The following is a 17,854-nucleotide window of genomic DNA, read 5'->3' as shown; positions in this document are numbered from 1 at the left end:
TATGAACCTTTCATGCTTGCTATGTTATCAGGCAAGTCCTACGCCAGTATGTCACTGGTGTGAAGATGACATATTTTTTTTCGATGCCACGTTGCACGGAAGTAATTTACTTCAATATGGCCCTGTGGCAGGCCACGTCAAGCATAGCCACTATGACGCGTTACGCGTTTTGGGACTTCATACGTGGCCAATGTCATCGCTGGTTCACCAGTTAAAGTTTACGCATTCCCTTACGGCAGGAAAAGTATTAAGTAACTGGTTTGTCCATAAAATGCGACAGTGCACTTTATCAGTGCCCAATGTGCTGCTTCCGGTGCCAATTAGTGCATGGCGACTTGCTAGACGGCACTACAATCAGGCTACGCTTCTGTGTGAAAGCATAAGCAGTGAGCTGAATATTCCAGTTAACCAGTCGTGGGCCAAACGACGGGGCTTTAGCGTGCAGCATCACTTATCCAAAATGGCGAGAGCCGAAAACGCAAGCCGTGTATTTAGCCTATCGACGCAGTGTATCGATGATGAGATAGCAATAGCGCAAGGTAATAAAGATGGCAGCAACTTCAGCGTTGCAATTGTCGATGACGTTCTCACCACCGGCGTGACCGTAAATACATTGAGTAAAAGGCTCAAAAAACGCTACCCAAATTTACACATTCAGGTGTGGGTCGCGGCATTTACGCCACCGCCTAAAAGCAGTCTGTATCAGAAAGCCTAGTGATCAGAAGCGGTGATACTGAAAAGCGCGGCATTCGCCGCGCCTTTCAAACTGATTTAGCGAATAAAGTGCGATTGGTAGATTGCATTGGCCAGCATTTTGTTCGTGCCATACCAATACCCTCTAAACTGCGTATTGTCGGTAAAGCCAATGACAACGCCGCGACCCATTTTTTGAGTCGTCACAGCAGTTGATTCAGCCATTAGCGCAACCATTCGTTTGTCACTAAACCCAGCCATGAGAGGCTCATCAGTGTAGCGTGCAGGTGTTATAAAGGGTGAACTACTGGCCTCCACTATCATATTATTGGTTTTAAACATGGGCAGTGTGTCGTCATCATAGCCGTAGAACAATGGATGAGTATTGTCGATATCGGCTTCAAACACAGCGCCAGCCACCAACTTTCTGGCGTATAACGATGCGCCATCTTTATAGCTGAGTTCGCTTTCATCGAACGCGTTATCAATACTCTCTCGACTAACAATTTCTACGTCTAACCATTTATGTTGAGCGAAATAACGCAACGCGGATTTCTGCCCCACGATCACGCCACCGGCTTTCACCCACTGTTCAATTTGAGTTCTTTCACTTTCGGTAAAGCGATATCCACCGCTAGGGAATAAAAGGTGCGTATAAGTAACGCTCGGATCATTAAGCGCGCTTGTCAGATGTTGTTGCTCAACAATACTGGCAGCCAGCCCCACTTTTGTGTCGAAATAGTGCCATATTTCACCTGCTTCGTATTCACTGGTGCCTTCGCCGCCCACTATTAACACCTGTGGCAAGGTAACAGGTGCCATGCTCCGGCTACCCAAATCGTGCCCAGTGGGTGTTAACCCACTGCGCAAACTAAACACAGGCACCTGAAGTTGCTGTTGCGCATCGCGCAAAATGGCCGCCAAGTTTTCTGGCTGACCCAGCCCTTTCGGTACAACTATGCTGCCAGGCTGAAGCTCAATGCTGTTGCCATCGTATTTAATAGCGGAAAACGCTTCTTCACTACTACGCACCTTAACGCCAGCTTCCAATAACGTTTGCAGCATGGCTGGCGCATAGTACTGCTGCCATGAAAACGCATACGCGTATGCCTCTGGGTGAATATCATTAAGTGCGGGTTGTGCAAGTGCGGTGCTGTCGCTAAGTTTTAGGCTTCGCGCATCGCCCCTATCTAGAGGCGCGTAATCCAAATTGAAAGCCAAAGCCAAATTCCACGTTGATACATCGTAAAACGTGTTGTTCTCAAACGAGGTTTGGGTAGAGAAAATTGACTTTACTAAACGGTATTGAGGCTGGTTTGAAGGAATATAAATCGCGCTACCTGCACCATAGCGAACTTTGCTTACCTCAACATCTTTCGTTAACACCTCGTAATTAATATGATGCTGTTCAAGCAATGCAACAAATGCGTTAAAGCGAGCTGTGTCATTCGATGCACTAACAACAAAACCTACCTGCTCATCCTTTTCAGCCAGTGACTTTGTGCTCTTAACAAAACCCGATTGATAATCGAGAATAGCAGCCTTATTTGCCAATGCGCCTCTAAAAGTGCTTAAAGACGTAGTAATTTGATTTGCTATGGTGTCTTTGAAGGCAAGCTTGCCATTAATAGAGTCCTGAATGTGGCCCCGTGAGCTTGCTTGCTCAAAAAGAATACCCACACTGCCGTGTAAATCTGGATAGGTCGAGCCTTTGCCTGCGTAGAAATCGTCAAACGCTTCTTGGGTAAAATAGAGCTCCCCTTGCTCATCAAACGCGGCAGCGTGATACTGGGCAAGCGCTTCAGTTAGCGTAACGTTCTCATCAGGCGTCAGTGGATTTTTACGCGAGCGCACACCAGGCTGGAAAAAATAGGTGCTGTCTGTCCCCATCTCATGAAAATCGGTGAGGATATGTGGGCGCCATTTATGAAACTGTTTAATTCGCGCCTGCGACTCTGGGTGCGCCAGCAATAGCCAGTCGCGGTTTAAATCAAACCAGTAATGATTTGTTCTACCTGACGGCCACCCCTCATCGTGTTCACGATGTCGACTGTCAGAAACCAGCTGCTTGCCCTTGTGCATATTTGCCCACTGAGCAAATCGAGAAAGCCCGTCGGGGTTGAAAGACGGATCAAACAGCACAATATTGTTATTCAACAAGGCATCAATTTCTTTACCTTCAGCCGCGGCCAAATAATAAGCCAACGCAAGTGAAGCATTGGTTCCGGAAGGCTCGTTACCGTGAATACTGTAGCCCATGTAGAAAATAAGGGGAGCATCGCTACCTACTTTCTTGCCGCTTTCCATTGCATCAATGTGTTGCTGCCTCATCGCCTCAATATTGTTTCTATTTGAGGGCGCTGTGATTGTCAGTAACAGAAGTGGGCGGTTTTCGTGAGTACGGCCGGTTTCTTCAATGGTGATACGGTCAGACTTCTCGGCAAGTAGCTTCATATAATTGACGACTTGGTCGTGACGCACATGCCACTCGCCAATGTTGGCGCCTAGTATCGATTCAGGCGTGGGAATAGCTGGGTTGTAGGATACCGTGTCAGGTAAGTATGCTGTCACCGGCTGCCCGCCTACATCAGGTGCAATAGTAACAGTTGAAGCAGAGGCGGGATGTGCTAATGATTTCTGACTGGCTGCTGCCCCAAAGGCGATGGTACCAATGGCTAATAATGAAACGAGTGAGAATGGATTCTTTTTGGCGGTGTAATGCAATTTCGCGAACATAGCGCTTCCCGTCTTGTTGTTATGGTTGAGAATAGTGTCGACGTGCACGCCTCTCAACAAATTCGATTCACTGGAATAATTTATTTAATTAATACCTGACTGTTTTACTCAGGTAAATTTGATACAATAATCCAAATTTCAAAATATGTAGGACTTGCTGATGATAACTATATCAGAAGAAGCCCAGGCTCACTTCGTAAAACTGTTGAGTAAACAAGAGTCTGGCACGAATATTCGTGTATTCGTCGTAAATCCAGGCACTTCGTCGGCTGAGTGTGGTGTGTCCTATTGCCCACCAGACGCGGTTGAAGAAACGGATACCCGTTTGCCATTTAATGGTTTCGATGCGGTCGTAGATGAAGAAAGCGCGCCTTATTTAGAGGAAGCGGAAATTGACTACGTTACCGATCAGATGGGCTCACAGTTAACCTTAAAAGCACCTAATGCAAAAGCGCGTAAAGTGTCTGACGACGCACCATTAATTGAGCGAATCAACTATATGATTGAGTCGGAAATCAATCCTCAGTTAGCGAGCCATGGTGGCAATGTTGTATTGACAGAACTGACTGACGACGGCTACGCCATACTTCAGTTCGGCGGCGGCTGCAATGGTTGCTCAATGGTAGACGTAACGCTTAAAGAAGGTATTGAGAAGCAAATGGTCGAGCAATTCGCTGGCGAGCTTAAGGGCGTGCGCGATGCGACTGAGCACCAAGCGGGTGAGCACTCTTACTACTAAGCGTAATATTGCACTTGCTTAAGTGCATATCTCGATAACTATCTCATGCTAAAGCAAGACATTCACAAAAGCTGGCAACGATTCAAAATAGGTCTATCTATTTTCGTTGTCGGCGTCTTGCTGTTGTTTACCTTAAGTGAACTTCATATCACGCTGCATTACCTGAGCCTTCTTATATTATTTGTCGGTTTCGCTATCGCCATGTTGGGTTACTGGGGAATTTTTATTCAGCGCTTTTCTTTTATGAAAAACAAAAAGCCGCCGCCTAAATTCTGATTACTTCCGGCTCTACGCCATATCTTCTTGCCCTATTCTTTATGTAAGCCAGTCGCTTGCACTCAGTTTTACCCATACGCCATACTCTACATTACGCAGCTGTCTCCCGTTCATTTATGTTCGCCTAGCGCTCGTCTCAGGTTATAGGTAGATTAGAGGTTGCGCAAAGTGCCTAACAAAATAAAAGGGAGCTGTGGTGAATACAACAAAGAAGCTGGGCCTGCTTGGCGGAATGAGTTGGGAATCAACGGTCAGTTACTATCAAGCCATAAACCGTGGTGTAAATGCTCGACTTGGCGGCCTTCATAGCGCACCGCTGATAATAAGCAGCGTTGACTTTGCCCACATAGAGCAGCTTCAGCATAAAGGAGAATGGGATAAAACCGCCGATATACTGATCCGCGAGGCGAAGCACTTAGAAACTGCGGGGGCAAAAGCCATATTAATTTGTACCAATACCATGCACAAAGTAGCAGCTGACATAGAGCAGAAGATCACTATTCCACTTATTCACATTGCCGACGCTACGGGGTGCGTGTTGCAACAAGATAGGGTTAAGAAAGTTGGGCTACTGGGCACCCGCTTCACCATGGAACAAACCTTTTATACATCCCGCCTTAAAGAGATTTTTGGCATTGAGGTTGTTACTCCAAATGCCCAACAACGAGACACGGTTCATAACATTATTTATGAACAATTATGCAAGGGCGTGATTTGTGTTGAATCCCGTAACGCGTATATTGACATTATAAATGAACTGGCGGCCGAGGGTGCTGAAGGCATCATTTTAGGCTGCACAGAAATTGCCTTATTAGTTCAACAACATCACACCAAAGTTAAGTTATACGATACTACCGCTATTCATGCTTCAGCTGCGGTAGATTTTGCATTAGCTCCCTAAAGCGTTAGCAAAGGGTAAGTAGCGAAACACACATAACCTAACTTTGATAAAAGGGAATTGGCCCTACTATTTTCAGAGGACACAGCTATGTTTAGCCACGTAATGATTGGTGCGAACGACCTTGAAGCATCAAAAAAATTCTACGATGCTATTTTAGGAGTATTAGGATACGAACCAGGCGTTTTTGATGAATACGGACGGGTTTTTTACTATACGCCGAAAGGTATTTTAGCGCTAACAAAGCCGATTAACGGAGAGGCTGCCACACACGGTAATGGCACCACACTCGGCCTTGCCGCTCGAACACCAGACATCGTTGATGAATGGCATAAAGTAGGAAGCGAGAATGGGGGCGTGCCATGCGAGGACCCACCGGGTATTCGAGGCAATGGGGAACGCCAGCTGTATCTTGCTTATCTGCGAGACCCAGCAGGCAACAAGCTCTGTGCCACGCACATCGTAAGAAAATAGCTCAAGTGCTGCCTGCTTAAATGATCACGCTCTTTTTGCAGGCTATTCACTTTTAGCTGTCTATTTGGCCCAAAGCCCTTTGAATAATAGCACTTTGAGTAATAGCGTTTTGGGTAATGCCTAGTTATGTCTACATATAAGCCCTAACCAAACGAAACTACATAGGTGTTACTGTCTGGCCGCTCAATATCCTAAACGGGTTTCGCCTTTTCTCTTCTTTGCACTATACATTGTTGCTAGATGAATTAACCTTGAACCAGTAAAAGCGCAGCTAACAGAGGGAATATGACACCTGAAGAAACTGGCAAGGCCTACGACACCATTACACACCTTTGGACTCGTCCTGAATTTAATCAGAAAAATGGGTTAACCGCCTACCAAAAAGCATTGTCATTTTTAGCGGACACCCCATCACAAGAGCCTGATACGGTGCCCAGCGAAGCGCTTGATAAGGGAGAAGCGCTTGGTAAGGGCGAAGCGAGCAATAAAGACAAACCAAAGAAACGAGGCTACGCACTAGACATAGGTTGCGGATGCACCAATCGTTTTGTTCCGATTATCGAAAGCGCAGGGCTAGCTTACGAAGGCATTGATGTTTCCAAAGATATGCTGGCCATTGCGACGTCCCAATTACCCGCTCATACCTTCTATTGCGCCGACGTGTGTACATTCACTATCCCCAAGCACTATTCGTTTATTAGCGCTTGGGATAGCTTTTGGCATATTCCCCTAACGCAGCAAGAGCCTTTGCTTAAGAAGCTAGTGGCTCACTTAGACGATGACGGAGTGTTGCTTTTTAGCTGTGGGGGTACAGATGAAAGCGGCCAACACACAAACGAAGTGATGGGTCCAGAAGTCTACTACGCCTCGCTGGGGCTACATAGATACATAGAAATATTGATTGAAGCAGGCGGGTTTGTTCGTCACGTTGAATTCGATCAGCACCCTGAACTACATACTATTATCATTGTGCAAAAAAGAACCGCGAAAAAAACACAGTAGCAAGAATAATACTGAATGATGCCCTAGAAAAACTGAGAGAGGCAGCGTGCTCAGCACGCCTTCCCTAAGTAAGGTCAGCGAAGCATTATAAAACTCTAGCTTTGCGGTATCGCTAGCTCACCGCGTTTATTTAACCGATAAAAGCTCCAAGCCAATGTCACGCCCCGGGCGAGCAAGAAGGCAAGAAGGGCGTACCACAGGCTGACATTACCTTGGTTTTTGGTGAGATACCAAACGGGGAAGTACACGCCTAGTGCACTAATTATCATGGTATTTCGCATTGCGCTGGCTCGGGTAAGGCCAACAAATACGCCATCGTACAAAAAACACCAATGCGCTAATAGAGGAAGTAATACCATTAAACCAAGATAAGGTAGCGCAGCTTTTACAATGTCACTATGTTCGGTAAGCAGCGCGATAATGGCCTCACCGCCAGCGAAAAATATCAAGCTATAAATAAGGGCAAAAATACTCGACCAGACTAACCCTTGGTAGGTGCGTCGTTTCACTTCGCTGCTGTCAGACGCCCCCTTGGCTTCACCCACCAGCGCTTCCACACCATAGGCTATGCCATCAAGTCCCAATGCAATAAGAACAAAGAACTGCATGAGTATGGCATTGACGGCCGCCGACGTTTCGCCGTAACGGGCACCTTGAATGGTGAGAAACGCTAAGCAGCCCTGTAATGCTAAGTTACGCAATAGCATGTCACCATTAAGCTTCATCAGTACCTTCCGAGCTGCACGGTTAAACCACGATGCACTCAACGCGACACCGCCAACGCGCTTAAACGCCACCGCTAGCGCCATTATAGCCATGGTATATTCAGCGATAACACTGGCCAGCGCCACGCCAGCTACAGACAAACCAAGCCCGAACACAAACACTACATCGAGTCCCGCATTCAATAAATTTCCCACAATTTGAATAGCCATGACGCTGCGCGTTTTTTGCTGCCCTACTAACCATCCAACTAATGCCAGATTAAGCATGGCAGCTGGTGCGCCCCATACCCGCGTCGAAAAGTAGTCTTGAAGATGCAGGGCAACTTCACTGTTTGGCTGAGTTAAAGCTAAGCCTATAGACAAGATAGGAGATTGAAGAGCGAGTACCACAGCCCCCAACACTAGAGCAACCGCCACCGTTTGCCACAGCACTTTTGCTGACTCTAATGTATTGTTCGGTGAGCCTTTAGCTTGTGCACTCAAGCCTGTTGATGACATGCGAAGAAACCCGCACACCCAGTATATTTGCGTTAAGATAAGTGCGCCCACCGAAGCCCCTGCAAGCATGGCTGGTAAAGACATGTGTCCCAAAACCGCGGTATCCACCAAACCTAATAGAGGCGTAGTAATATTCGCTAAAATCATGGGAAGCGCTAACGCCAACAGACGGGAATGGTCGTCAAAAAAGGAGCGCTGAGTTAGTTGAGCAGGGGACATAAATGATCTCAGTAGGGGTTAATTTCGCTATATACTATCAACCTATGCAGCAGCATAAGTGAAATGCGTACCAGCTTGACCATGTATAAGATTGGCCAAGTCGCATTATTTGGAGTTTACCATGCTATTGAATTTGATTAGGCACTCAGTGGATGATGATATGAAAACCAACAATGTAATTCAAAATAGAACGACGAGTCGTACGCGTTTGAAGATCTTATCTTCAATGCTTGCGGGAATTTTCAATGTTTTGTTGGTCTCACCTAGCATTGCTTCAGGCTCAGATGCAACCCCTGTTGCTGATGCGACTTCCACTACAAAGGAACAAAGTGGTAGTAACATCGACTCTAGTGTGAGCACCACGCCTAACGCCGCCATTTTGCTTTATCACCATGTGTCGTCTTCAACACCAGCCAGTACCAGTATTTCGCCTGAAGCCTTTAAATCGCACATGGAATACTTGGACGCACACCACACTGTTGTTTCGCTTCAGGACGTTGTTTCTGCGATACAACACAACACTACACTGCCAGAAAATGCGGTTGCGATTACGTTTGACGATGGCTACGCAAACATTTTAGACAATGCTCACCCAATACTGGCTGACCTAGGTTTTCCCTATATCGTGTTTATCAACCCTGATGAAATTGGCGTAGGTCCTAAGCAGCTAACATGGGAGCAAGTTATTGCTATGCATAACGATGGCGTTGTTTTTGCCAACCACACGCTAGACCACCTTCATATGCTAAACGGTGAGCAAGCAATGGGCGAGCGCGCATGGCTGGAGAAAGTTTGGCAGAACGTAGAAAGTGCTGAAAAGAAGATTGAAGATAAACTGGATATTAGCCTTAAATATTTAGCGTACCCGTTTGGTGAATACAACACGGCGCTCGCTAATAAGCTCAAAGCTGAAGGTTACATTGGATTCGGGCAGCATTCCGGGGCTGTGGGCCCATCTAGCGACATGCAGGCACTACCGCGCTTCCCCGCGGCCGGTCCTTACGCCAATTTGGCAACGCTAAAGACCAAGCTTAATAGTCTAGCCATGCCAGTGACGCAAAGTTCACATAAAGACCCTCGTATGACAACACGAAACCTGTCATCGCCCATTAGTTTAACGATAGACAGTGACGATGTTCGCCTTACACAAGTAAATTGTTTTTTCGGCGGCGACCCTATCGAGACTAGCCTAGAAGAAAATGTGCTTACGTTTACCCTTGATGAAACCCTGCCAGTAGGACGTTCACGTGTGAATTGTACAGCACCGTCTAATGCGCAATCAGGGCGTTATTATTGGTACTCTACGCCCTTCTTTGTGGCAGATGAGAACGGCAATTACCCAGACTAGGGCATGTCGATAAGGCACATCTATGCTTGAGCGCGAGCGCATATCGATTGGGCTCGCGCGTATATAAGGAAACGTTTACCTATACAGGTTTAGAAAATCGAATAAAACCTTTATTTATCGACTCTTCCACAAAACTATGGCGCTGATAGAAACGAATGGCTGGCACGTTCGACACTTCAACATCTAGTACCACTTTACGTTTGTTCAGTTTTTCTGCTCGCGCTTGCATAGCATCAACCAGTATCGTTCCCACGCCCGTTCGACGGGCACTTTCTTCAACAGAGAGATGGCCTATCATGAGTTCGGTATTAGTAGGCGGCGTAAGATTGATGGCCACGGTCTGATTGCGCATGAGCACTGTCATAGCCTCATCGAGGGTAAAGTACGATGTGATGCTATCAAGGGTCGCCCTATCAAATGTTGCACCAAGTTTGCTGTGCCAAGAGGTCACAACACCGAGTACTTCGTCGCCGCTACACGCCACCCAATGATTCTTAAAGCCATATTGCCCGCCACCGAGCTCCCATGCATGAGACAGGTAGCCCTCAGCTGTTTTATTTTTATTTTGTCCAAAAATAGACGTTAACAAAGACTGCGCCGCATTCAATATAAGCGGCGTAGTTTGCGCAGCATCAGATGCCACACCTTGCCTTATTTTGATTTCCATATTACTGCTTCGAGATTATTATTGGCATATCAGCCAATATTTGCTGGGAATCACTTATCGATAGCTTTCCTGGCTCTCTTTTTGGTTTGAATCTTCCTATCACCCTAGCTTCAGGGTCGACAAGTACGACAGATGCACTGTGATCAACTAAATAGTTGGGGTTATCGGTACTTTCAGCAATGGCATACATCATTCCTAAATTACGTACAAACGGGAATAGCGCCTTGTGCTCTCCAGTTACGGCAATGAACTCCTCATTAAAATAGCTCACATACTCTGAAAGTCTTTCAATTGAATCGCGATTTGGATCAACGGATACAAAAACAATTCGAATAGGTTCGACACTATTTAATGCTTTTAGTTCAGGATATATGCCGTTCAGTTCAGCCATGGTAGTTGGGCAAATATCGGGGCAGAAGGTATAGCCCACAAATACTAAGCTCCACTGCCCTTCAAGCGACGAATTATCAAACACTTCACCTTCATGAGATGTAAGTGAAAACGGTGATAATGCTCTCGGCTCTGGGTAAGTCTGAAAGTATTCAGGCTGACTTTCAACATTTGGGGGCGCGATATACAGCGCCCCTACGATGCCTGCACATAGCGCTAAAAATGCAACAAGGCCGACGGTAGTTCGTTGATTCATAAACTCAGTGGTATGTAGTGATCTAAGAGTAATACGACAAACAATACCATGAGATGAATAATTGAAAACCTAAAAGTTTTCATTGCAGTTTGTGGCTCTGCATCGAATTTTAACTTTAATGCATAGTATAAAAACCCAATGTTAAGCACACTTGAGCCAATCAAATAAATGAGATCGCTCATGCCTGTAAGATAGGGCAGCAAACATACAAGCCCCAACAATACTGTATACAGCAACACTGACGTTTTCGTAAATGACACACCGTGGGTTACCGGCAGCATGGGCACCTTCGCTTTGGCGTAATCTTTTTCTCTATGAATAGCGAGCGCCCAAAAATGCGGCGGCGTCCAGGTAAAGATAATCAGCACTAAAAGCAGGGCATGGGCATGTATTTCCCCTGTAACCGCGGTCCAACCTAGAAGCGGTGGAGCAGCCCCTGCTAAACCGCCAATCACGATGTTTTGCGGTGTCGCTCGCTTTAAATACATCGTGTAGATAAACGCGTAGCCTACTAGACTTGCTAAGGTTAACCACGCGGTTAGCATATTCACAAAAAGAGCTAACACTACAAATCCAACCACACCTAAAACGCCTGCAAACCACAGCGCGTTGTTTACGCTAACCTTGCCTTTTGCGACGGGGCGATTAAAAGTACGCGCCATCACACTATCTATCTTATGGTCGACAACGTGATTAATAACCGCAGCAGACGCAGACAACATACCAATACCCAATAAGCCACAGATAAGTACGGTTGCGTTTACCCACGAAGGCGTAGCTAAACACATGCCTACTAACGCGGTTAACAGCAACAACATGACGACATTAGGCTTAGTCATTTCATAGTAATCTCGCCACGTGACTACATTGTGCTGACGTGAAGTGCGCGCATGTAAAGAGACCGATTTAGCCATGGAAACCTCCTGGAGCTTTAGGGAGAATATGAGAAGACGTTGACGCGTTTAAAGGGTCGTGCAAAGGCGCTTCGTGGATGCTAAATGCACCTGCACCCTGCAGTGGTTTCGAACCTGAGAATGAGCCTGTATTTCGTTTTTCTGTACCGAAGACGTTATCGTTTTCTAGTGCCAAAAATACGGTAAAAATGAGGTTGAGTAGGGAGAGAAGTAACACGGCTGCGACCGCGTTATGCATTACAGCGATAGCCAGTGGCAGCATAAAGATAATGTTGCTAAGTCCTAATGCCACTTGCGTGCACAATGCTACCAACATAAACGCACCCACATATTTTTGTTTACTTGTGGTGTAGCGGCTTACCAACACACTTATACCTAGTGCTAGCAAGTATAAAAACGTGATGACCGCGCCGAACCTATGCACTATGTGCATGGTAACTCGTTCGCCGTAATCGTGAGCACCAAACTCATAGTTGTCTGCATCAGGCACACTGAATGCACCTGCCAAATCAATTCTTTCCTGCCAACCGCTTTCACAGACCGGCATTTCCGTACAGGCCAACGCAGCATAATTGGCAGAAGTCCATCCACCAAGAGCAATCTGGGTAACAAGCACGCCAAGCCCAATGAAGGCGAAAAGTTTAAGGTTTCGTTGAAAGACTTTGGCTTGAGGTAAGTCGGTAATATCCTGATCATGCATAGCTGACGCTATGGGCGCTTGTTTAGTTTTCGATGCATCGCCTGCGGTGTTGCGCAAGCGGAGGTAGAGAATAAACAGGCAAGAGAGTACAGAGAAGCCCCCCAGCAAATGCCCCATAACTACGACGGGAAGCAGATTGAGCGTCACGGTCCACATACCAAGTGCTGCCTGGAAGATAATAAGCCCCAGCAGTAACAGAGGTAATTTAACGGGCATTCCTTTGTCGCGCTGCCGAATAGCAATAATGGCAATAGCCAGAACACACAGCCCCAGCGTTCCTGCAAAATAGCGGTGAATCATTTCATTCCACGCCTTAAACGCCTCAACTGGACGTTCGGGAAAAGCAGCGTTGGCTTGTGCCACTTTTTCCTCACTCAAAGGCACGGTTAAATTACCGTAGCATCCAGGCCAGTCGGGGCATCCTAGCCCCGCGTCGGTCAAACGCGTATACGCACCGAGAATAATAACGACCGCCGCCAAAAAAATACTGAATAGGGTTAATTTTTTCATGGCCATTATCCTATACGCGATAATTTTAGGAGCTTTCTCATATCTGCCAGCATGTTGCGGCTTTCCATCACGGCGTCTTTTCTATCGTCTTTAATGTCGTAAAAGAGCATGGCGTTATTTTGCGTATCAACAATATAAACACTGCTAGAGGCAAGCGCCGTTGGTGTAGTAACGGGTAAGGTTTCGACAAAAGGGTAGTCTTCTAGCGCGGCTATCGCAGTTTGGTCGCTTGAAGCGGTAGTAACGACCACTGCTTGAGCACGGTCCGATTCTTTACCTAGCGCAAGCCACACTTGGTTAATGCTAAAAAGTGCGTTCTCGCACACTGCGTCACATTTACTTGGCATCACATACAACAAACGCCATTTAGGTTCCGCGTTTTCTAAAAGCGCACTCATGTCGATGGTCGGCGCGAGCAGCTGACCTTTATTTGTCGCGCCTTTAGTAAACCAATCGTTATCAAGTGCGAGCTTTGCCAAAACAACAGGTAAAACAAACACGGCTACCATAATAATTAATGTTTTTTTCGAAGCAGCATTACTCATAACTACGTCCTTTCTTACTAATTGCAAAGCCGCCAATGGCTGCAGCGGCAATAGCTAAACCAAACCATTGAACTGCATAGCCAAGGTGCTTTTCAGGAGACATTACGACGGTCTGATGTTCACGAATAAACGCGGGGTCAGGCGTGGTAAGGTGAAGAATAAAGGGTAAAAGTTTGCGCTCTAAGGCGTTGCTTAGTGCAGGGAATTCTATGTGTTGTACCAGCGCGGGGCTTTGCGACAAAGCCATGTTGGTTTCTTTCACTAAGGGGTTGTTACCCGGCACGCTAAGCACGCCGATTAATTCGCGCGTTTGGCTTGTAAAACTTATATCCGGTAGCGTGCGCGTTAAGTCTGGCGCAGGCACCCAGCCAAAGTTAACCAAGAGCCACCCGACATTGGTATTTACCGGTACGATGACATCGAAACCCACCCGCTGATTGTGAATCTGATTATCTAATAGCAACACATGGTTAGCGTCTATTGCGCCGCTGAACGATACGGTAATATCCCGAGGATCATCATGAGACAACGCCTCTTCTAAACTCAAGGTTCCATTACTTTGCTTTTGCGCTATGCTAGCTAAGCGTTGTTGCTTTTGGACCATGCGATCAAGTTGCCAGTACCCTAAACCGCACATAATCGCCACACTAAAGCCCGTGAGTAACCAAGGAATAACGTGGCGAGTGCGAGAAAACATGATTATTTCGCACCATGCAAAATTAGAATAAAAACAGAGGTGAATATGTTGATAAAAATAGTCCTTGTTGCGTTGGTGCTGTACATGATTGTGAACTTGTTCATGGCGATGCGAATCATGATGAAAAACGACACATCAAAAGGGCCTATGAGTAAGTACATTGGTCGACGCGTGCTCACTTCTGCCGTCATTGTTATTATTATTCTTATCGCTATTGGTACCGGTTTAATTACCCCAAACCCAAGGCCTTACTGAGTTTGGGGATTCCTTTTAAAGTACGTAAACAAAGATGTAGAGCATGACCCACACTACATCTACAAAGTGCCAGTACCAGCTCCCCGCCTGAAACGCGAAGTGGTTTTCAGGCGTGAAATGGCCTTTCAAGACCCTAAAAAACAGTACAATTAGAATGATGGTGCCAAGGGTCACATGCATGCCGTGAAACCCTGTGAGCATAAAGAAGGTGTTGCCGTAAATGCCTGACTGAAGCGTAAGCCCCAAGTCGCGATACGCATGTATGTACTCTTCTACCTGTAGGAACAAGAACCCACATCCAAGTAAGATAGTGATACCCAGCATTAGGGTTAGCTGTTTGCGTTTGTTTTGCTCTAGTCCCACATGAGCGAAGTGCAGTGTAATAGATGAGATAAGCAAGATAACCGTGTTGATTGTGGGCAACCCCGCAGCACTCATTTCCTGTGTGGAAGTGCCGCCTGGCGTTGACACCAGCGGCCACATGGCCTCAAAGGTCGGCCATAAGACCTCATTGGTCATAGCGTTGTTCGATGCGCCGCCCAGCCACGGAACGGAAATAAATCTCGCGTAGTAGAGGGCGCCGAAAAACGCAGCGAAAAACATTACCTCTGAAAAGATAAACCAGCTCATACCTTGTCGATATGAACGCCCCAGCTGATCGCTGTAAAGCCCTGCCATAGATTCGTCTATTTGATTTTTAAACCAACCTACAAGCATAACGAGCAATACTGCTATCCCCGCTAAAAGGATATGACCGCCATAGCCTGTTTCACCTTTGGTTGCTTGCACCACATAATTGCCCGCACCTACGGCGATAAGAAATAGAGCAACGGCCCCTACGATGGGCCATGGACTTTGTGCGGGTACATAATATTTTTGGTATTCGTGATTCTGTACTTCGGGTTGCATTTTCTTCTCCTTACCCCTTCGGCCTATTCGCCATTTGATGGTGTTGAAGCCATAAAGGGATTCGGTGTTGTCGTTAGGTCACTGGCTCGCGCTGTGACGTCATAGAGTGTGTACTGCAAGGTAAAAAACGTAATTTCTTCAGGTAGCTGAGGGTCTACATAAAACTGCATGGGCATATAGGCTTCACTACCCGCATCTAATGGCTGCTGATTGAAGCAGAAGCATTCAGTCTTGTTCAGGTACAGTGCTGCCGTTCCGGGGGATACAGAGGGAATGGCCTGAGCTACGATATTGCTTGATGCAGGGTTTCTCACATAAAACGACACCGTATTAAGTTCGCCAGGGTGCACTTTCACGCGCTTGGTTTCAGCACGAAACTCCCACGGCATACCGGTATTTGTGCGAGTAATAAACTCGACGGTCACTTCTCGCGACTCATCAATCTCAACCGATTGATAAACCGCAGCCGTGCCTTCGGTTTTTCCGTTAATACCCGTAACGTCGCAAAATACGTCGTACAAGGGAACAAGGGCAAAGCCGAAGCCAAACATGCCAATGACAATAGCAACAAGTTTAATAACCATCTTGTTGTTTGCGCTTTGCTGTGACATCACGTGACCTCCGGGTAAATCCATAGATGAAGGTTGGTAAACGCTTGCTTAGTCGTTTATCTCCCTCACCACCTGCAATGTGTGAATGTCATTCCCATCGGCTTTTGCCGGTTGAAAGGAATGACCTATTCACAACTCCACCTACCGTTACTTAACGACAGGTGGCGTTTCAAACGTGTGATAAGGAGCGGGTGATGGAATTTCCCATTCCAATCCTTCTGCGCCGTCCCAAACTTGCGCTGATACCGGCTCACCTTGCTTTTTGCATGCCTTGATAAGCAGGGCAAGAAAGATGAGCTGAGATAAACCGAATGCAAAACCACCCAGGCTTATCCATTTATTAAAATCAGCGAACTGCAATGCATAGTCAGGAATACGGCGTGGCATACCAGCCAAACCCACAAAGTGCATAGGGAAGAACAACACATTGACCGATACCAATGAGCACCAGAAATGCCATTTAGCTAAGGTTGTGTCATACATTTTTCCCGTCCATTTAGGCAACCAGTAATACACCGCAGCCATGATGGAAAAGACCGCGCCAGTTACCAGTACATAGTGGAAATGGGCTACAACGAAGTAAGTGTCGTGATATTGGAAGTCCACGGGCGTGATCGCCAACATTAGCCCTGACAACCCACCAATGGTGAACAGCACAATAAAGGCAATAGCGAACATCATTGGCATTTCGAAGCTCAGTGAGCCGCGCCACATGGTCGCTACCCAGTTAAACACTTTCACGCCAGTAGGCACCGAGATAAGCATGGTGGCAAACATGAAAAACATTTCCATGTACACCGGCATGCCCGTGGTGAACATATGGTGAGCCCATACAACAAAAGAGAGCAGCGCAATCGACGCCGTGGCGTACACCATAGACGCGTATCCAAACAGCTGCTTTCGAGAGAAGGTAGGAACAATTTGCGAGATAATGCCGAAAGCGGGCAAGATCATAATGTACACTTCAGGGTGCCCGAAGAACCAGAAAATATGCTGGAACATAACCGGGTCGCCGCCACCAGCAGCATCAAAAAAGCTCGTGCCAAAGAACTTATCAGTTAACACCATGGTAACCGCACCGGCGAGCACTGGCATTACCGCAATCAGCAAGAATGCCGTGATAAGCCACGTCCATACAAACAGCGGCATTTTCATCCAGGTCATGCCTGGCGCACGCATATTAAAGATGGTCACAATCACGTTAATCGCTCCCATAATGGATGAAATACCCATGATGTGAACAGAGAACACAAACAACGCTGTCGAATCGCCACTGTAAGTCGTTGAAAGGGGCGCGTAGAAAGTCCATCCAAAAGCAGGGCCGCCGCCTTCCATAAAGAGCGAGCTCAATAGAATGAGAAAGGCACCTGGTAAAATCCAGAAGCTCCAGTTATTCATGCGCGGTAACGCCATGTCAGGGGCGCCGATCATCATGGGAATAAGCCAGTTTGCGAGCCCAGTAAAGGCAGGCATTACTGCACCAAATACCATGATAAGCCCGTGTACCGTAGTCATTTGGTTAAAGAAGTTTGGCTCTACAATTTGTAGACCGGGTTGGAATAGTTCAGCGCGGATCACCATGGCCATCGCACCACCAACTAAAAACATAATAAAGGCAAACCACAGGTAAAGTGTGCCTATATCTTTATGGTTAGTGGTAAACAACCAACGCGTTATCCCTTTAGGAATATGATCGTGGTGTTCATGGTCATCATGTAGGTGACCACCATTTACTTGACCACTGTGAGGCGCAGAGGTATCTGGCGAAATAACTTCAGTTGCTTTGCTCATT

At 46.7% G+C, this 17,854-nt stretch carries 18 protein-coding genes; 7 read left to right on the top strand and 11 right to left on the bottom strand.

Annotated elements, in window-relative coordinates; genetic code table 11:
• Position 1: 1 nt before the first annotated feature.
• Positions 2-715, top strand: coding sequence for a ComF family protein (locus tag MHN09_RS02735; protein WP_239239004.1), 714 nt, complete (start codon positions 2-4; stop codon positions 713-715).
• Positions 716-771: 56 nt separating this feature from the next.
• On the opposite strand, the gene MHN09_RS02730 is transcribed toward MHN09_RS02735, so the two are convergent.
• Entirely contained in the window at positions 772-3,429 is a 2,658-nt protein-coding gene (locus MHN09_RS02730; protein WP_239217858.1) for a M14 family zinc carboxypeptidase, read from the bottom strand.
• A gap of 160 nt (positions 3,430-3,589) precedes the next feature.
• Here MHN09_RS02730 and nfuA point away from each other — a divergent pair, with 160 nt between their 5' ends.
• From nfuA to MHN09_RS02710, 4 genes are all read left to right on the top strand, one after another.
• On the top strand, positions 3,590-4,168 hold the full coding sequence (nfuA, locus tag MHN09_RS02725) for a Fe-S biogenesis protein NfuA (protein ID WP_014951369.1): 579 nt from the start codon (positions 3,590-3,592) through the stop codon (positions 4,166-4,168).
• Between the two features lie 472 nt (positions 4,169-4,640).
• Positions 4,641-5,345, top strand: a complete 705-nt coding sequence (locus MHN09_RS02720; protein ID WP_014951371.1) for an aspartate/glutamate racemase family protein — start codon at positions 4,641-4,643, stop codon at positions 5,343-5,345.
• A gap of 87 nt (positions 5,346-5,432) precedes the next feature.
• The gene (locus MHN09_RS02715; protein ID WP_014951372.1) at positions 5,433-5,816 is read left to right on the top strand and encodes a VOC family protein; all 384 of its coding nucleotides are present in this window, start codon (positions 5,433-5,435) and stop codon (positions 5,814-5,816) included.
• Positions 5,817-6,101: 285 nt separating this feature from the next.
• Positions 6,102-6,818 carry a class I SAM-dependent methyltransferase gene (locus tag MHN09_RS02710; RefSeq protein WP_239239001.1) on the top strand — a complete coding sequence of 239 codons (717 nt, stop codon included), beginning with the start codon at positions 6,102-6,104 and terminating at the stop codon, positions 6,816-6,818.
• A 95-nt stretch (positions 6,819-6,913) separates the two neighbouring features.
• Here MHN09_RS02710 and MHN09_RS02705 read toward each other — a convergent pair whose 3' ends face one another.
• Positions 6,914-8,260 carry an MATE family efflux transporter gene (locus MHN09_RS02705; protein WP_239238998.1) on the bottom strand — a complete coding sequence of 449 codons (1,347 nt, stop codon included), beginning with the start codon at positions 8,258-8,260 and terminating at the stop codon, positions 6,914-6,916.
• Between the two features lie 121 nt (positions 8,261-8,381).
• Here MHN09_RS02705 and MHN09_RS02700 point away from each other — a divergent pair, with 121 nt between their 5' ends.
• Positions 8,382-9,608, top strand: coding sequence for a polysaccharide deacetylase family protein (locus tag MHN09_RS02700; RefSeq protein WP_239238995.1), 1,227 nt, complete (start codon positions 8,382-8,384; stop codon positions 9,606-9,608).
• A gap of 79 nt (positions 9,609-9,687) precedes the next feature.
• On the opposite strand, the gene MHN09_RS02695 is transcribed toward MHN09_RS02700, so the two are convergent.
• Genes MHN09_RS02695 through MHN09_RS02670 form a run of 6 tightly spaced genes read right to left on the bottom strand, consistent with a single transcriptional unit; the run spans position 9,688 to position 14,287 of the window.
• Complete coding sequence (locus MHN09_RS02695) at positions 9,688-10,275, bottom strand: GNAT family N-acetyltransferase (protein ID WP_014951376.1); 588 nt, start codon at positions 10,273-10,275, stop codon at positions 9,688-9,690.
• Between the two features lies 1 nt (position 10,276).
• On the bottom strand, positions 10,277-10,921 hold the full coding sequence (locus tag MHN09_RS02690) for an SCO family protein (RefSeq protein ID WP_014977801.1): 645 nt from the start codon (positions 10,919-10,921) through the stop codon (positions 10,277-10,279).
• A complete protein-coding gene (gene cyoE, locus MHN09_RS02685) occupies positions 10,918-11,835 on the bottom strand; it encodes a heme o synthase (protein ID WP_014980735.1) in 918 nt (305 codons plus the stop codon). The genes MHN09_RS02690 and cyoE overlap by 4 nt, the downstream gene beginning before the upstream one ends.
• Positions 11,828-13,045, bottom strand: coding sequence for a COX15/CtaA family protein (locus MHN09_RS02680; RefSeq protein ID WP_239217864.1), 1,218 nt, complete (start codon positions 13,043-13,045; stop codon positions 11,828-11,830). Before MHN09_RS02680 ends, cyoE begins: the two co-directional genes overlap by 8 nt.
• A gap of 5 nt (positions 13,046-13,050) precedes the next feature.
• Positions 13,051-13,590, bottom strand: coding sequence for a hypothetical protein (locus MHN09_RS02675; protein WP_014951380.1), 540 nt, complete (start codon positions 13,588-13,590; stop codon positions 13,051-13,053).
• The gene (locus MHN09_RS02670; RefSeq protein WP_239238992.1) at positions 13,583-14,287 is read right to left on the bottom strand and encodes an SURF1 family protein; all 705 of its coding nucleotides are present in this window, start codon (positions 14,285-14,287) and stop codon (positions 13,583-13,585) included. Before MHN09_RS02670 ends, MHN09_RS02675 begins: the two co-directional genes overlap by 8 nt.
• Before the next feature lie 45 nt (positions 14,288-14,332).
• Here MHN09_RS02670 and MHN09_RS02665 point away from each other — a divergent pair, with 45 nt between their 5' ends.
• On the top strand, positions 14,333-14,542 hold the full coding sequence (locus tag MHN09_RS02665; RefSeq protein ID WP_039221374.1) for a DUF2909 domain-containing protein: 210 nt from the start codon (positions 14,333-14,335) through the stop codon (positions 14,540-14,542).
• A gap of 15 nt (positions 14,543-14,557) precedes the next feature.
• Here MHN09_RS02665 and MHN09_RS02660 read toward each other — a convergent pair whose 3' ends face one another.
• The 3 genes from MHN09_RS02660 to ctaD all read right to left on the bottom strand — a co-directional run bounded on the left by MHN09_RS02660 (position 14,558) and on the right by ctaD (position 17,853).
• The gene (locus MHN09_RS02660; protein ID WP_239238989.1) at positions 14,558-15,451 is read right to left on the bottom strand and encodes a cytochrome c oxidase subunit 3; all 894 of its coding nucleotides are present in this window, start codon (positions 15,449-15,451) and stop codon (positions 14,558-14,560) included.
• A gap of 23 nt (positions 15,452-15,474) precedes the next feature.
• A complete protein-coding gene (locus MHN09_RS02655) occupies positions 15,475-16,062 on the bottom strand; it encodes a cytochrome c oxidase assembly protein (RefSeq protein ID WP_014951384.1) in 588 nt (195 codons plus the stop codon).
• A gap of 147 nt (positions 16,063-16,209) precedes the next feature.
• Positions 16,210-17,853, bottom strand: coding sequence for a cytochrome c oxidase subunit I (gene ctaD, locus MHN09_RS02650; protein ID WP_014977806.1), 1,644 nt, complete (start codon positions 17,851-17,853; stop codon positions 16,210-16,212).
• Position 17,854: the final 1 nt, after the last annotated feature.

Source organism: Alteromonas sp. MmMcT2-5, from assembly GCF_022348315.1.
Taxonomy (GTDB): domain Bacteria; phylum Pseudomonadota; class Gammaproteobacteria; order Enterobacterales; family Alteromonadaceae; genus Alteromonas; species Alteromonas macleodii.
The sequence above is the reverse complement of the archived record's forward strand: the minus strand, read 5'-3'. Positions and strand labels throughout refer to the sequence as shown.

Coding starts and splice junctions, on each gene's coding strand:
- MHN09_RS02700 (WP_239238995.1), top strand. CDS start 8,382: ATGCTATTGAATTTGATTAGGCACTCAGTGGATGATGATATGAAAACC.
- MHN09_RS02670 (WP_239238992.1), bottom strand. CDS start 14,287: ATGTTTTCTCGCACTCGCCACGTTATTCCTTGGTTACTCACGGGCTTT.
- MHN09_RS02660 (WP_239238989.1), bottom strand. CDS start 15,451: ATGCAACCCGAAGTACAGAATCACGAATACCAAAAATATTATGTACCC.
- MHN09_RS02735 (WP_239239004.1), top strand. CDS start 2: ATGAACCTTTCATGCTTGCTATGTTATCAGGCAAGTCCTACGCCAGTA.
- MHN09_RS02655 (WP_014951384.1), bottom strand. CDS start 16,062: ATGTCACAGCAAAGCGCAAACAACAAGATGGTTATTAAACTTGTTGCT.
- MHN09_RS02715 (WP_014951372.1), top strand. CDS start 5,433: ATGTTTAGCCACGTAATGATTGGTGCGAACGACCTTGAAGCATCAAAA.
- MHN09_RS02665 (WP_039221374.1), top strand. CDS start 14,333: ATGTTGATAAAAATAGTCCTTGTTGCGTTGGTGCTGTACATGATTGTG.
- MHN09_RS02690 (WP_014977801.1), bottom strand. CDS start 10,921: ATGAATCAACGAACTACCGTCGGCCTTGTTGCATTTTTAGCGCTATGT.
- cyoE (WP_014980735.1), bottom strand. CDS start 11,835: ATGGCTAAATCGGTCTCTTTACATGCGCGCACTTCACGTCAGCACAAT.
- nfuA (WP_014951369.1), top strand. CDS start 3,590: ATGATAACTATATCAGAAGAAGCCCAGGCTCACTTCGTAAAACTGTTG.
- ctaD (WP_014977806.1), bottom strand. CDS start 17,853: ATGAGCAAAGCAACTGAAGTTATTTCGCCAGATACCTCTGCGCCTCAC.
- MHN09_RS02680 (WP_239217864.1), bottom strand. CDS start 13,045: ATGAAAAAATTAACCCTATTCAGTATTTTTTTGGCGGCGGTCGTTATT.
- MHN09_RS02710 (WP_239239001.1), top strand. CDS start 6,102: ATGACACCTGAAGAAACTGGCAAGGCCTACGACACCATTACACACCTT.
- MHN09_RS02675 (WP_014951380.1), bottom strand. CDS start 13,590: ATGAGTAATGCTGCTTCGAAAAAAACATTAATTATTATGGTAGCCGTG.
- MHN09_RS02730 (WP_239217858.1), bottom strand. CDS start 3,429: ATGTTCGCGAAATTGCATTACACCGCCAAAAAGAATCCATTCTCACTC.
- MHN09_RS02695 (WP_014951376.1), bottom strand. CDS start 10,275: ATGGAAATCAAAATAAGGCAAGGTGTGGCATCTGATGCTGCGCAAACT.
- MHN09_RS02705 (WP_239238998.1), bottom strand. CDS start 8,260: ATGTCCCCTGCTCAACTAACTCAGCGCTCCTTTTTTGACGACCATTCC.